Here is a 13324-nt window from a genome sequence, read left to right on the forward strand (position 1 = left end):
CGGCGCCGCTGTCGGCCCCCGGTCAGGCCACGACGAGCACCGGCGCGGGCGCGACCTCGAGCCGCACCCGGTCCCCCGGCTCGAGGCGCAGCGCTTCGGAGCTGGCGAGCTGGGACACCACGTCGGTGCCGTCGGCGAGCGTGCACGTCACCCGCGACAGGGGCCCGAGGAACATGACGGTCGCGACGGTGGCCGGACCGGCCGGGTCCGCGACCACCGAGACCGACTCGGGGCGGACGAGTGCGACGCCCTCCCCCGTCGCCGACCCGGGGAGCACGGGCACGTCGCGGCCGAGGACGGAGGCCACCTCGCCGGTGACGCGGGCCGGCACCCGGTTGCTGAGGCCGACGAACTCCCCCACGAACCGGCTGGCCGGCGCGGAGTAGAGCTCGGCCGGGGGGGCAAGCTGCTCGAGACGACCGGCGTTCATCACGCCGACCCGGTCGGCGACGGCCAGCGCCTCCTCCTGGTCGTGCGTGACGAAGAGGGTCGTCGTGCCGACCTCGATCTGGACGCGGCGGATCTCGTCGCGCAGCTGCACGCGGACCTTCGCGTCGAGCGCCGACAGCGGCTCGTCGAGCAGCAGCACCGACGGCTCGATCGCGAGGGCGCGGGCGAGGGCGACGCGTTGCTGCTGGCCGCCGGAGAGCTGGTGCGCGTAGCGGTCGGCGTGCTCGCCGAGCCCGACGAGGTCGAGCATGTCGCCCGCGCGCCGGCGTCGCGCCGCACCGTCGCGGCCGCGCAGCTTGAGGCCGAAGGCGACGTTGTCGATCACCGTCATGTGCGGGAACAGGCTGTAGGCCTGGAAGACCATGCCCATGTCGCGCTTGTTGGCCGGCACCCGCGTCAGGTCCTTGCCGCCCACGGCGACGGTGCCGGAGGTGGCCCGGTCGAGACCGGCCAGGATCCGCAGGGCGGTGGTCTTGCCGCAGCCGGACGGGCCGAGCAGGGCGACCAGCTCGCCGGGGTCGAGGTGCAGCGTGAGCCCGTCGAGGGCGCGCACCGACCCGTAGACGCGGGTGAGGTCGGACAGCTCGACGGCGAGACCGCCCGCGATCCTCTGGTCGGTCATGACGAAGCTCCTTGCTTGTGCCGGTCACGGCTGAGGAAGGTGAGGCCCACGAGCAGCACCGCGACGAGGATCATCGAGGCGAGCGCCGCGGCCATCGCGGCGGGTCCGTTGGTCTTGTAGAGCGCTGCCATCGCGACCGGCAGGGTGTCGAAGTGCAGCAGCGAGGCGAAGACGTACTCGCCGAGCACGAGGGCCACGGCGATGAACGCCGCACCCAGGATGCCGCCGGTGATGTTGGGCATGATGATCCGCACGATCACGGTGAACCAGCCCGCGCCGAGCGACCGGGCCGCCTCCGACAGCGTCGCGGCGTCGACGGCCGAGAGCGAGGCGTCGACGGCGCGGAAGGAGTAGGGCAGCACCAGCACGACGTAGGCGAAGGTCAGCACCAGGGCGTTGTCGCCGAGCAGGTAGGTCACCCAGGAGTAGACGTTGGTGATGCCGACGACGATCACCAGCGCGGGGATCGTGAGCGGCAGCAGGCACAGGAACTCGATGAGCTTCTTGGCCCGCGGGACGCGCAGCCGCACCCACACCATCGTCGGCACCAGCAGGGCGACCATCAGCACCACGGTGAAGAGCGCTAGCAGCAGCGAGGCGACGATCGAGGACCGGAGGTCCTCGTCGGTGACCATGAAGGCCCAGTTGTCCCAGGTGCGGCCGGGCGCGCTGCCCCGGACCTGGGTGGAGAAGTCGAACATCGCCAGCAGGGGGACGAAGAAGTAGGCCGCGAACGCCAGCAGCAGCAGCGCCCGGACGACCCGGAAGACCGGTGAGGGCGTCATCGCATCCACCTCGACGTACGCCGCAGGAGCAGGTTGTAGGCCACCATCACCAGCGTCACCACGACGATCATCTCCAGCGCCAGCGCGAAGCCGACGTTGGCCTGGCCGAGGAGGACCTCGCTGGTGATGGCCTGGCGGATCATGAGCGGCACGATCGGCTGGCCCTGGCTGACCAGCACGGCCGCGGTGGCATAGGCGGCGAACGCGTTGGCGAAGAGCAGCAGCAGCGCGCCGAGGAAGGCCGGCGTCAGCAGCGGCAGCGCGACGTGGCGCCAGTAGGACCACGTGGACGCCCCGAGGTTGACCGCCGCCTCGCGCCACTGCGGGCGCAGGCCCTCGAAGGCCGGGGCGAAGACGATCACCATGAGCGGGATCTGGAAGTAGGCGTAGACGACCACCAGGCCTGGCAGCCCGAAGAGCCACCCCGAGCCGTAGAGGTCCGCCCCGAACAGGTCCCCCGCAGCCTTGGTCATCACGCCGACCGGGCCGATGGTCGCGATCCACGCGAAGGCCAGCACGACGCCACCGAACTGGGCGAGCACGCCGCTCACCGCGAGGGTGGCGCGCCGCATGAGGCTGCTCGGCGGCATCGAGACGATGAGGTAGGCGAGCAGCGCGCCGAGCACGGCGCCGATGAGGGCGGTCGACGCCGAGAGGACCAACGACCCGCGCAGCGCCGAGAGGGCGGCCTCGCTGGTCAGCGCGTCGAGGTTGCCGAGGGTGAACCGGCCGTCCTCGTCCTGGAACGCACCGACGACGACGGTCAGCGTCGGGACGACGAGGAAGACCAGGACGAAGAGGAGGAACGGCAGGAGCGGGAGGGCCGGGCCGACGGCGGACCGCCGGCCCGGACTCCCACTGGTGGTCGTGCTCAGCGGATGGCCTTGGACCAGTTCGCCGCGAGGTACTCCCCGGCGGTCACCGTCTGCTCGTCGGTCGGGATGACCGGCTCGCCGGTCACCTCGGGCAGGGCGCCCCACAGCTCCTCGTCGATGGTGCCGGCCTCGGCCATCGCGTCACCGCGGACCGGACGGGCGCCACCCTTGAGCCAGAGGTTCTGGCCCTCGTCGCTGTAGAGGAACTCCTGCCACAGGCGTGCGGCGGCCGGGTGCGGCGCGTCGGCGTTGATCGCCTGGAAGTAGTAGCCGGCCACGACGGCCTCCTCCGGGACGACCGTCTTCCACGTGTCGACGTTGGCGGCCGCGGCGGCACCGAGGTAGTCCCAGTCGATGACGACGGGGGTGGTGCCCTGCTCGATGGTGGTCGAGTCGGGGTCGACGGTGAGGAAGTTGCCGGCCTCCTTGAGCTGGGTGAAGAAGTCGACGCCGGGGGCGACGTCGTCGGCCGACCCGCCGTTGGCGATCGAGGCCATCACCACGCCGCTGAACGCCGCGCCGGCCTGGGTCGGGTCACCGTTGAGCGCGACCTTGCCCTTGAACTCCGGCCCGAGCAGGTCCTTCACCGACGTGACGTCCGGGACGACCGCGGAGTCGTAGCCGATCGACATGTAGCCGCCGTAGTCGTTGACCCAGGCGCCGTCCGGGTCCTTGAACTCGTCGGGGATGTCGTCCCAGGTCTCCACCTGGTAGGGCGCGAACATGTCGGTGTTGGCGAGCGCGACCGACTGGCCGAGGTCGAAGACGTCGGGGGCGCGGTCGGTGCCCTGGAGGTCGTTGGCGGCGTTGATCTCGTCCTGCGAGGCGGCGTCGGGCTGGTCGGAGTTGACCTCGATGTCGTACTTCTCCTCGAAGGTGGAGATCACCTCGCCGTAGTTGGCCCAGTCGGGCGGCAGGGCGATGACGTTGAGCTCGCCCTCCTCCTGCGCGGCCGTGACGAGCTCCTCCAGGCCGCCGAAGTCCTCGGCGGAGGTCGCGGCGGCGGCGTCGACGCCGCTCTCGGTGGTGGTGTCCGCCTCCTTCTCGGGGGCGGCGCAGCCGGCGGCCGCGGCGAGCGTGGCCATCGCGGCGAGGGATACGAGCGTCTTGCGGGTGTTCACGTGGACCTCCAGGAGAGCTTGTCCGAGATCGGCGGGGTGTGCCGGGCGGAGCCTCGTCGGTCCCGTCGGATCGGAGGCTACTCCCGCATGGACGTCCCGCGTCCTGCCGATGAATCCCGGGTGCGCGCCGCAACTGCCCGCGCACGGCCCGCGCCTCGCGCTACGCTGCCGCCGCGCCGGTCGTCCCCGGTCGTCCGGGGCCCCGGCAGGGCCGACCTGCGGGGGTCCGTCTGATGCGCATCGTCCTCTTCCTGGTGCCGATCGTGCTGGGCATCTACTGCCTCGTCGAGGCCATCTCGAGCCGCGACGACGAGGTGCGCCACCTGTCGAAGGTGTGGTGGATCGTGCTCATCCTGTTCTTCCCCTTCGTCGGCTCGGTCGCCTGGCTGGCGGCCGGCCGCCCGGTGCGCGCGGCGCGGCGGCCCGGTCCCCACGAGCGCAGCGCCACCGCGTTCCCGGAGTACGACCGCCCCGGCCGGTTCGCGGCCACCGACCCCGGCGCCGACGAGGAGTTCCTCAAGAAGGTCCGCGAGCGTGCCGAGGAGCAGCGCCGCAAGGCACGCGAGCAGGAGCGGCGCGGGCGTGAGGGCGACGCGGGCGAGGACGCCGGCCCGGAGTAGCATCTGCGGCCGTGAGCGCCGCCGAGTTCCACTACTCCGACCCTCTTCCCACCGCCGGTTCCAACGGCGCGGAGGAGACCCCCTACCGCCTCGTCACCACCGAGGGCGTCTCGACCGTCGAGGTCGGGGGCCGCACCTTCCTCACCGTCGAGCCCGAGGCGATCCGCCGGCTCACCGAGGAGGCGATGCACGACATCAGCCACTACCTCCGGCCCGGCCACCTCGCGCAGCTGCGCCGGATCATCGACGACCCGGAGGCCTCCGGCAACGACCGCTTCGTCGCGCTCGACCTGCTCAAGAACGTCAACATCTCCGCCGGCGGCGTGCTGCCGATGTGCCAGGACACCGGCACCGCGATCGTGATGGGCAAGAAGTCCGAGGGCGTGCTCACCGGCGCCGACGACGGCGAGGCCATCAGCCGCGGCGTCTACGACGCCTACACCCGGCTCAACCTCCGCTACTCCCAGCTCGCGCCGCTGACGACGTTCGAGGAGAAGAACACCGGCACCAACCTGCCGGCACAGATCGAGCTCTACTCCACGCCCGCCAAGGACGTCCCGGAGTACAAGTTCCTCTTCATGGCCAAGGGCGGCGGGTCGGCCAACAAGTCGTTCCTCTTCCAGGAGACCAAGGCCGTCCTCAACCCCACGCGGCTGATGGAGTTCCTCGACGAGAAGATCCGCTCGCTCGGCACCGCCGCGTGCCCGCCGTACCACCTCGCCGTCGTCATCGGCGGCACGAGCGCGGAGTTCGCGCTGAAGACCGCCAAGTACGCCTCGGCGCACTACCTCGACGACCTGCCGACCGAGGGCTCGATGGCCGCCCACGGCATCCGTGACGTCGAGCTGGAGGAGCAGGTCTTCGAGCTGACGCAGTCCTTCGGGATCGGCGCGCAGTTCGGCGGGAAGTACTTCTGCCACGACGTCCGCGTCGTCCGGCTCCCCCGCCACGGTGCCTCGTGCCCGGTGGCGATCGCCGTCTCCTGCTCGGCCGACCGGCAGGCGCTCGGCAAGATCACGCCGGAGGGCGTGTTCCTCGAGCAGCTCGAGACCGACCCCGCGCAGTACATGCCCGACGCCGGCGTCTCCGACGACATCTCCGCGGGCGAGGTCGTGCAGGTCGACCTCAACCAGCCGATGCCCGACATCCTGGCCGAGCTCTCCCGCCACCCGGTGAAGACGCGGCTGTCCCTCACCGGCCCGCTCGTCGTGGCCCGCGACATCGCGCACGCCAAGATCAAGGAGCGCCTCGACGCGGGTGAGGAGATGCCGTCCTACCTGCGCGACCACCCGGTCTACTACGCCGGGCCTGCCAAGACGCCCGAGGGCATGCCGTCCGGCTCCTTCGGCCCGACGACGGCCGGCCGGATGGACTCGTACGTCGAGCAGTTCCAGGCCGCCGGCGGGTCGATGGTCATGCTCGCCAAGGGCAACCGCTCCCAGCAGGTCACCCAGGCGTGCGCCTCCCACGGCGGCTTCTACCTCGGCTCCATCGGCGGCCCGGCCGCCCGCCTGGCGCAGGACTGCATCCGGTCGGTGTCGGTGCTGGAGTACGAGGAGCTCGGCATGGAGGCGGTGTGGAGGATCGAGGTCGAGGACTTCCCCGCCTTCATCGTCGTCGACGACAAGGGCAACGACTTCTTCACCGACCCCTCCGGCGCCGTCACCGTCCCGCTCAGCTCGCTGACCGGGGCGGGGATCCGGGTGCGCTCGGCGGAGCAGCCGTCCTGACGTGTGACGATCCGGTCGCCCTGGCGACCACATCGCCACACGTCCCGGCTCCGGACCAGCCGCGCTGGCGCAGCGCCCGCTCGACCTGCGCGAAGAATTCGTCCGGCGCGACCCGCAACCCGAGCAGTGGCAGGCGCAGGACGACGTCGGAGGTGAGCGTCACCTCGTTCTGGCGGAGCGCGTCGGCGACCACCTGCGGTGCCCACAGGTGGTGGATCCCGTCGATCTCCACGACCACTCCCCACTCCTCCCAGCAGACGTCGAGGTAGTAGCGCCCGTCCCTCCCCCTGCGGAGGACCTGTCGGGCGGGCCTCGGCAAACCACGCCGGCGACACTCCGCCGCGAACTCCGCCTCGCTGATCGACCGCACGCCGTCGAGCAGGTCCAGCACGACGGCCTGCAGGAACCTGCGGCGCGCGTGGCGTCGGACGTCGAGGAGGGCCCGACCGATCCGGTCGGCCGTCGTGAGTCGCTGCTGGACCGGCATGGTCAACAGGAGCGCGGCCTGCTTGTCCGAGGCTGCCCACAGGGCCGCGTGGACGGCAGCGACCTCCGGACGTGCGCGCGGCACGCCGGAGGACACGACTGTGCGCGGGTCGTGGCGACGCGTACGGCGTACGAGCAGGCCGGGCGCCTTCCTGGACCTCGCGGTCGGCGGCACGCTGACGCGGACGGTGTCGCAGTCGAAGCCGGTCATCCCGCCGGCCGTGAGCGCGGACGCACCGTCGAGGTAGGCCTGCGGCCCGCCCTCGAGCACCGCCGCCCACCACGTCCCCTCCTCGGTGAGGGGACCGGTGTGAGTGGCGACCACCTGCGTGTGGACCCGCTGCCACCGCCTCGCCCCGACCTGCGCCCGGACCTGCGAGCGCGTCAGCCCGAGCTCGTGCAGCTGCGCGAGGCCGAGCACGCCGCCCTGGTCGTCGGCGCGATGGAGGGCCCGCGACAGGAGGCGGGCACCTCTCGCTCGGGCGTCGAGTGGTCCGATGGCGTCGACCATGCCCTCAGGCTCCAGCCGCACTGGGGGCCCACAACAGCCCCTGTCCTGCACCTGTGGAGAGGCGCTCGTCAACGACGTGTGACGATCCGGTCGCCCTGGCGACCACATCGCCACACGTCCCGGAGGCGGGACGAGCAGGGGCTAGCTCACGGCACCCAGACGCGTGGCGAGGGAGGCGGCGGCGGCGCCGGCGAGGTGGCCCAGCCGCTCGGCCCCGTCGACCTCTGCCTGGTGCGCGCCGCCGAGGAGCACCGCGGCCATCGGCCGCACCGCCTCGACGACCTCCCGGACGGCGGGCAGGTCCTCGAGCGTCGGTGCGGCGAGGACGACCGCGGCGGGTGCGACGAGTCGTACGGCGCTCACCCACGCCTCGAGCGGGAGGTCGCCGCCGAGGTAGGTCACCGCGACGCCGCGGGACCGCAGGACCAGGGCGAAGGACAGGATGCCGACCTCGTGGCGGGAGCCGCGGGCGAGGCCGACGACGACGCGCGGACCGCCGGTCGGCGCCGACGGGATCGACTGGAAGGCCTGGGCGAGCCGGCGGTGCACCGACGCGGTGACGAAGTGCTCGCCGGCAACGGTCACCTCACCGCGCTGCCATGCCCTGCCGAGGTGCACCATCGACGGCAGCAGCCAGTCGTCGACCACCGAGACGAGGTCGGCGTCGGCGAAGCCGTCCGACAGGAGCCGCTCGAGCCCGGGCACGTCGAAGTCCTGCGCGCACTGCACGAGCGTGTGGTGGCGCTCCTCGAACGGCGGCTCGGCCGGGCGCGGGAGCACCGCCTCCGCGGCCGCCACGTCCGTCGCGACGTGCCGCGCCGCCTCCTGCGCCGACCAGCCGGCGTCCACCAGGCTGCGCATCACGCTGAGCCGGCGCACGGCCTCGTCGTCGTAGAGCCGGTAGTTGCCCGAGGAGCGCTGCGGGACGACCACGCCGTAGCGCTGCTCCCACTTGCGGAGGGTCCCGCTGGGCACGCCGGTGAGCTCTGCGGCCCGCCCGACGGTGTACACGGTTCCAACGTAACAACGCCCGGACCGTCCGGCGCACTACTTCTGCACAGTTTTCGGGCCGGGCACCCGGCAGGATGGGGCCGTGGACAGCGTGGAGATCGCACGGGCGGAGTCCGAGCGCGGGGAGGTCGTGCTGCGGCGGCGTACGTCGGACACGGCGGCGGACGTGGTGGAGCTGCGGGTCAACGGGGTGTTCGTCATGGACACGCTGGAGACGACCAGCGAGATCGAGCTCGCCGCGCAGGCCCTCGACCTGGTCGAGGAGCCGGCTGCCGTCCTCATCGGCGGGCTCGGCCTCGGGTTCACCCTGCAGCGGGTCCTGGCCGACCCGCGCGTCGAGCGCGCCGTCGTCGTGGAGATCGAGGAGCCGCTCATCCGCTGGATGCGCGACGGCACCGTCCCGCACGGACCGGCGGTGCTCGCCGACACGCGCGCCACCGTGGTCAACGCCGACATCGCGATGGCCATCGCGGAGGCGCGGTCGACGTACGACCTCGTGCTGCTCGACGTCGACAACGGCCCCGGCTACCTCGTCCACGAGGCCAACGAGGCGGTCTACGAGGCCCCGTTCCTCCGCCGGTGCCACGACGTGCTCAGCCCCGGCGGCGTCCTCGTCGTGTGGTCGGGCAGCGCCGCACCCGGCCTGCTCACCGCGCTGCGCGAGGTGTTCGGCGAGGCCGAGGAGCAGGCCCACGACGTGCTGCTGCAGGACCGGCCGGAGGAGTACTTCCTCTACCTCGCCCGCCGCTGACCGCGGGAACCCTCAGCGCAGGAACGCCTCCAGTACCGGGCCGGCGGTCTGCGAGCCGGAGACGCCGGTCTCGACGAAGACCGCCACGGCGAGGTCGCCGCGGGTGGCGATCATCCAGGCATGCGTCGGGAGGCTCCCGGACGCATCGGGCTGGCCGTACTCGGCCGTGCCGGTCTTGGCGCCGACCTCACCCGGCACGTCGAGCAGGAACCGCCCCGACCCCGTGGTCACCACGGCCCGCATCAGGCCGCGGAGGGTGCCGGCCTCCACCGGTGTCAGCGGCACCTCGGGGGGCGTCTGCTGCACCTGGTGGTCCGGGAGGAGCACCGGCAGCACCGCCCGACCGGCGGAGACCGACGCCGCGACCGTGGCCATCGCGAACGGGCTGGCCAGCACGGTGCCCTGGCCGATCATGTCGGCGGCGGCCCCGGTCTCGGTCTCGGGCGGTGGCACCTGCCCGAAGTAGACCGGGAAGCCGAGGTCGTGGTCGGTGCCGAGCCCGAGCGCCTGCGCCGCGGCGGCGAGGTCGCCGGGGGCGAGCCGGTCGGCGTTGCCGATGAGCGCCGTGTTGCACGACTGGGCGATCGCCTGGACGAACGGGATGTCGCCGAGCGCCGACGCCGGGTAGTCGTCGTAGTTCTTGAAGGAGCGGCCGTCCACCACGGTCGTGGCGGGGCACGACACGACGTCGTCGACGGACAGCCCGCTGCGCACCAGGGCCAGCGAGGAGACGACCTTGAAGGTCGAGCCGGGCGCGTACTGGCCCGTGGAGGCGAGGTCGGCACCGGCCGTCCCGACGCCGTTGGCGGTGGCGAGCACGGCACCGTCGGAGGGCCGGACGGCCACCAGCGCGGCGGCCGGGGCGGACTCGCCCAGCGTGGCGAGCGCCGCCTCGGCGCGCTGCTGCAGGTCGGGGTCGAGCGTCGTGGCGAGGTCCGTGCCGTCGGTCGCGGGGACCTCGAAGAGCGTGCGCAGCTCGTCCTCGGCGTCGCGCGCGACGACGGCCGTGCCGGAGCTGCCGCGCAGCTGCTCGTCGTAGCGCAGCTGCAGCCCGGACAGCCCCACCTCGTCGCCGGCCGCGATGCTGCCCCCGGACTCCTCGACGAGCTCGGCGGTGGCGGGGCCGACGCGTCCGAGCAGCGCGGCGGCGAACTCCCGGGTCGGCGCGAGCGGCAGTGTGTCGCGCACCGCGAGCGCGCCCGGGATCTCGCGGAAGGCGGGCAGCACGTCGAGGGCGTCGTCCTCGCGCAGCACGATCGCCTCGACGAAGGCCTCGGCGCCCATCGCCTCCGCGCGCTCGACGTACGCCGCCTCGTCCACGTCGAGGACCCGGGCGATGCGCCGGGCGCTGCGGGCGACCTGCGGCCCCTCGACCTTGGTCTTGTCGAGGCCGTAGCGCAGGACCGGCCGCTCGGCCACCAGCACGGCACCGTCCGCTCCGGTGATGTCACCGCGCTGCGCGGTGACCGTCCGCAGGCCGAGGGTGTCGCCCTCGGCGAGGTCCGGTGCCAGCGCCTCCGGCGTCCAGTCGACCCGCCATCCCGGGTCGGCCTCGACCAGGGCGACGCTCGACTCGTAGTCCCAGGTCGCGTCCTCCGTGACCTGCCACCGCCACCCCAGGGTCGCGGTCGCCGAGGTCGCGTCGTCCTCCGGCTCCTCGACGCGGACGACCTCGACCTCGACGGGCACCTCGTCGAGGGGCGCGACCAGCTCGGCGTACGCCGCCCGGTCGGCCTCGTCCGTCAGCGGGACGTCGCCGAGCGAGTGGTCCGACAGGGCGGCCGCGAGGTCGTCGGCGAGGTCGCCGGCCGGGTCGGTGTCGTCGCCGCCGAGCGCCGAGCAGGCGGAGCCGACCCCGACGAGCACGGCGGCCAGTCCGGCACCGACCCCGAGACGCAGTGATCGCATGGCGTCATGCTTCCACCTCGCCGGGCGAGGCCGAGCCCGCAAACGCCGACGACCGGCGGGGAGTCGTGCGGCGGGGAGTCGTGAGGCGGTCGCGAGCAGCGCGATGCGCTCAGGCGAGCGCCGCGCGGTAGTGCGCCTGGAAGGCCGGGTAGTAGTCGTCGAAGTCGATGGCCGTGAGGTCGGCGCCCGTCTCGGCCGCCACGAGGCGGTCGAGGTAGTAGTCCCAGCCGGGCCCCACGCTCTCGGCGAGCACCGTGTCGGTGACGCCCTGGGCGAAGGTGAGGGTGGTGACACCGTCGGCCTCGGCGAGGTCCACCTGCCAGACCCACAGCCGAGCGGCGTCGTCGGGCTGCGCCGAGCGCATGACCAGGCGGCGCGGCGGCACGCACTCGTCGACCCAGATGGTCTCCTCGGGGACGTCGTCGCCCTCCGCCGTCATCCGGAAGGCGACCGACCCCGCGGCGGGGTCGCCCGCCCACACCCCGATCCAGCGGGCGAGCCGGTCGGACTCGGTCACGGCCGCCCACACGTCGTCGATCGGTGCCCGGAAGGTCCGCTCGAAGACGAGGAACGTCTCGCCGTCGCGCTCCTCGCGGCGTCCGGTGGGGTGGGGTGCGGTGGTGCCGGTGCTCATGCTGTCTCCTCAGCGTGGTCGGGTCGGTCGGCGGCGCGCTCGCGCGTGGTGCGCCGGACCTCGAGGTCGAGGCCGTCGAGGACGGACTCGGCGAACCTCACGTCCGACGAGGGGGCGTCCGGCTCGAGGCCGTCCAGCCAGTCGCGGACCACGCCCAGCCCGGCCGCCTCGAACCGGTAGTGCCGCTCGCGGCCCCGGTCCTCGGCGCTCACCAGCCCCGCGTCGGCCAGCAGGCGCAGGTGCCGGCTGACGGCGGGACGGCTCACGTCGTGGTCGGCGGCGAGGTCGACCACGCGGGCCGGTCCGCGGGCCAGCCGGGCGACCAGGCCTCGCCGCACCGGGTCGGCGAGAGCGGCGAACGGATCCATGCGATATTGGTAACGTGTTGGTTACCAATGTGTCAAGGGATACCGTCGACCCATGAGCGAGACACGCATCGAGCACGACTCCATGGGCGAGGTCGAGGTGCCTCGCGACGCACTCTGGCGGGCGCAGACGCAGCGCGCGGTCGAGAACTTCCCGATCAGCGGCCTCACGCTCCAGCCCCGCCACGTCCAGGCATTGGCGCACGTCAAGGCGGCGGCCGCGACGGCCAACGCCGCCCTGGGCGTGATCAGCGACGAGCAGGCGCGCGCCGTCGTCGCCGCTGCCGACGCGATCGTCGCCGGCGACCACGACGGCGAGTTCCCGCTCGACGTCTTCCAGACGGGTTCCGGCACCAGCTCCAACATGAACGCCAACGAGGTGATCGCCACGCTCGCGGCCCGCGCCGGTGTCGAGGTGCACCCCAACGACCACGTCAACGCGTCGCAGAGCAGCAACGACACCTTCCCGACCAGCATCCACGTCGCCGCGACGCTCGCCGTGGTCGACGACCTCGTCCCGGCCCTCGACCGGCTCGCGACGTCGTTCGAGGCCAAGGCCGTCGAGTTCGCAGACCACGTCAAGGCCGGGCGGACCCACCTGATGGACGCCACCCCCGTGACGCTCGGCCAGGAGATGGGGGCGTACGCCGCCACGCTGCGGCTCGGCGTCGAGCGGCTCGAGGCGGTGCTCCCCCGCGTCCGCGAGCTGCCGCTCGGCGGCACCGCGGTCGGCACCGGCATCAACACCCCGGCCGAGTTCGCCGAGCGCGCCATCACTGCGCTCGCCGAGCGCACCGGCCAGCCCTTCACCGAGACCCGCGACCACTTCGAGGCCCAGGGCACCCGCGACTCCCTCGTCGAGCTGTCCGGGGTGCTGCGCACCGTCGCGGTCGGCCTCACCAAGATCTGCAACGACCTGCGCTGGATGTCGTCCGGCCCCACCACCGGCCTGGCCGAGATCCACCTCCCCGACCTGCAGCCGGGCTCCAGCATCATGCCGGGCAAGGTGAACCCGGTGCTGCCCGAGGCGACGCTCATGGTCTGCGCCCGGGTCGTCGGCAACGACGCGACGGTCGCGTGGGCGGGCGCCTCGGGGAGCTTCGAGCTCAACGTGATGATGCCCGTGATGGCCCACGCCTTGCTGGAGTCGATCCACGTGCTGTCCACCTCGACCGTGCTGCTCGCCGAGCGCTGCGTCGACGGCATCACCGCCGACGCGGAGCGGATGCGGCGCTACGCCGAGTCCTCGCCGTCGGTCGTCACGCCGCTCAACGCCCACGTCGGCTACGAGGAGGCGGCGAAGATCGCCAAGCGGGCGCTGGCCGAGGGCGCGACGATCCGCGAGACGGTCATCGCGATGGGCTACGTCGAGCGGGGCGACCTCACCGAGGAGCAGCTCGACGCGGCGCTCGACGTGGACTCGATGACGGGCGACTGAACCGGATCCCGATCGTC

The 13324-nt window shown here is 72.8% G+C and carries 13 protein-coding genes; 4 read left to right on the forward strand and 9 right to left on the reverse strand.

The genetic code is table 11. From position 1 onward, the window contains the following. Positions 1 to 22: 22 nt before the first annotated feature. Genes HN031_RS02570 through HN031_RS02585 form a run of 4 tightly spaced genes read right to left on the reverse strand, consistent with a single transcriptional unit; the run spans position 23 to position 3853 of the window. Entirely contained in the window at positions 23 to 1072 is a 1050-nt protein-coding gene (locus HN031_RS02570) for an ABC transporter ATP-binding protein (RefSeq protein WP_172265946.1), read from the reverse strand. After that, a complete protein-coding gene (locus HN031_RS02575; protein ID WP_172265949.1) occupies positions 1069 to 1857 on the reverse strand; it encodes an ABC transporter permease in 789 nt (262 codons plus the stop codon). The genes HN031_RS02570 and HN031_RS02575 overlap by 4 nt, the downstream gene beginning before the upstream one ends. Further along, the gene (locus HN031_RS22145) at positions 1854 to 2837 is read right to left on the reverse strand and encodes an ABC transporter permease subunit (protein ID WP_216652028.1); all 984 of its coding nucleotides are present in this window, start codon (positions 2835 to 2837) and stop codon (positions 1854 to 1856) included. Before HN031_RS22145 ends, HN031_RS02575 begins: the two co-directional genes overlap by 4 nt. Continuing rightward, positions 2729 to 3853: an ABC transporter substrate-binding protein gene (locus tag HN031_RS02585; protein ID WP_216652029.1), complete on the reverse strand. Its 1125-nt coding sequence runs from the start codon at positions 3851 to 3853 to the stop codon at positions 2729 to 2731. Before HN031_RS02585 ends, HN031_RS22145 begins: the two co-directional genes overlap by 109 nt. Before the next feature lie 233 nt (positions 3854 to 4086). Here HN031_RS02585 and HN031_RS02590 point away from each other — a divergent pair, with 233 nt between their 5' ends. Beyond that, complete coding sequence (locus HN031_RS02590) at positions 4087 to 4473, forward strand: PLD nuclease N-terminal domain-containing protein (protein ID WP_172265952.1); 387 nt, start codon at positions 4087 to 4089, stop codon at positions 4471 to 4473. 11 nt (positions 4474 to 4484) lie between these two features. Next, positions 4485 to 6203, forward strand: coding sequence for a fumarate hydratase (locus HN031_RS02595; RefSeq protein WP_172265955.1), 1719 nt, complete (start codon positions 4485 to 4487; stop codon positions 6201 to 6203). Here the strand turns inward: HN031_RS02595 and HN031_RS02600 are convergent. Further along, complete coding sequence (locus HN031_RS02600) at positions 6148 to 7200, reverse strand: hypothetical protein (RefSeq protein WP_172265957.1); 1053 nt, start codon at positions 7198 to 7200, stop codon at positions 6148 to 6150. The two genes, HN031_RS02595 and HN031_RS02600, sit on opposite strands and share 56 nt — an antisense overlap. 141 nt (positions 7201 to 7341) lie before the next feature. Continuing rightward, positions 7342 to 8211: a MerR family transcriptional regulator gene (locus tag HN031_RS02605; RefSeq protein ID WP_172265959.1), complete on the reverse strand. Its 870-nt coding sequence runs from the start codon at positions 8209 to 8211 to the stop codon at positions 7342 to 7344. A gap of 82 nt (positions 8212 to 8293) precedes the next feature. Here HN031_RS02605 and HN031_RS02610 point away from each other — a divergent pair, with 82 nt between their 5' ends. Then, a complete protein-coding gene (locus tag HN031_RS02610; RefSeq protein ID WP_172265961.1) occupies positions 8294 to 8962 on the forward strand; it encodes a hypothetical protein in 669 nt (222 codons plus the stop codon). Positions 8963 to 8974: 12 nt separating this feature from the next. Here the strand turns inward: HN031_RS02610 and HN031_RS02615 are convergent, their stop codons facing one another. The 3 genes from HN031_RS02615 to HN031_RS02625 all read right to left on the reverse strand — a co-directional run bounded on the left by HN031_RS02615 (position 8975) and on the right by HN031_RS02625 (position 11872). Then, a complete protein-coding gene (locus HN031_RS02615; protein ID WP_172265963.1) occupies positions 8975 to 10870 on the reverse strand; it encodes a penicillin-binding transpeptidase domain-containing protein in 1896 nt (631 codons plus the stop codon). 109 nt (positions 10871 to 10979) lie between these two features. Further along, positions 10980 to 11504 (reverse strand): SRPBCC family protein, encoded by a 525-nt coding sequence (locus HN031_RS02620; protein ID WP_172265965.1) that lies wholly within the window; start codon positions 11502 to 11504, stop codon positions 10980 to 10982. Next, positions 11501 to 11872 carry a helix-turn-helix transcriptional regulator gene (locus HN031_RS02625; RefSeq protein ID WP_172265967.1) on the reverse strand — a complete coding sequence of 124 codons (372 nt, stop codon included), beginning with the start codon at positions 11870 to 11872 and terminating at the stop codon, positions 11501 to 11503. Before HN031_RS02625 ends, HN031_RS02620 begins: the two co-directional genes overlap by 4 nt. A gap of 52 nt (positions 11873 to 11924) precedes the next feature. Between HN031_RS02625 and HN031_RS02630 the strand changes: the two genes are divergently transcribed. Beyond that, positions 11925 to 13307 (forward strand): aspartate ammonia-lyase, encoded by a 1383-nt coding sequence (locus HN031_RS02630; RefSeq protein ID WP_172265969.1) that lies wholly within the window; start codon positions 11925 to 11927, stop codon positions 13305 to 13307. Positions 13308 to 13324 lie beyond the last annotated feature (17 nt).

Source organism: Nocardioides sp. zg-1308 (assembly GCF_013155375.1).
GTDB classification, from domain to species: domain Bacteria; phylum Actinomycetota; class Actinomycetes; order Propionibacteriales; family Nocardioidaceae; genus Nocardioides; species Nocardioides renjunii.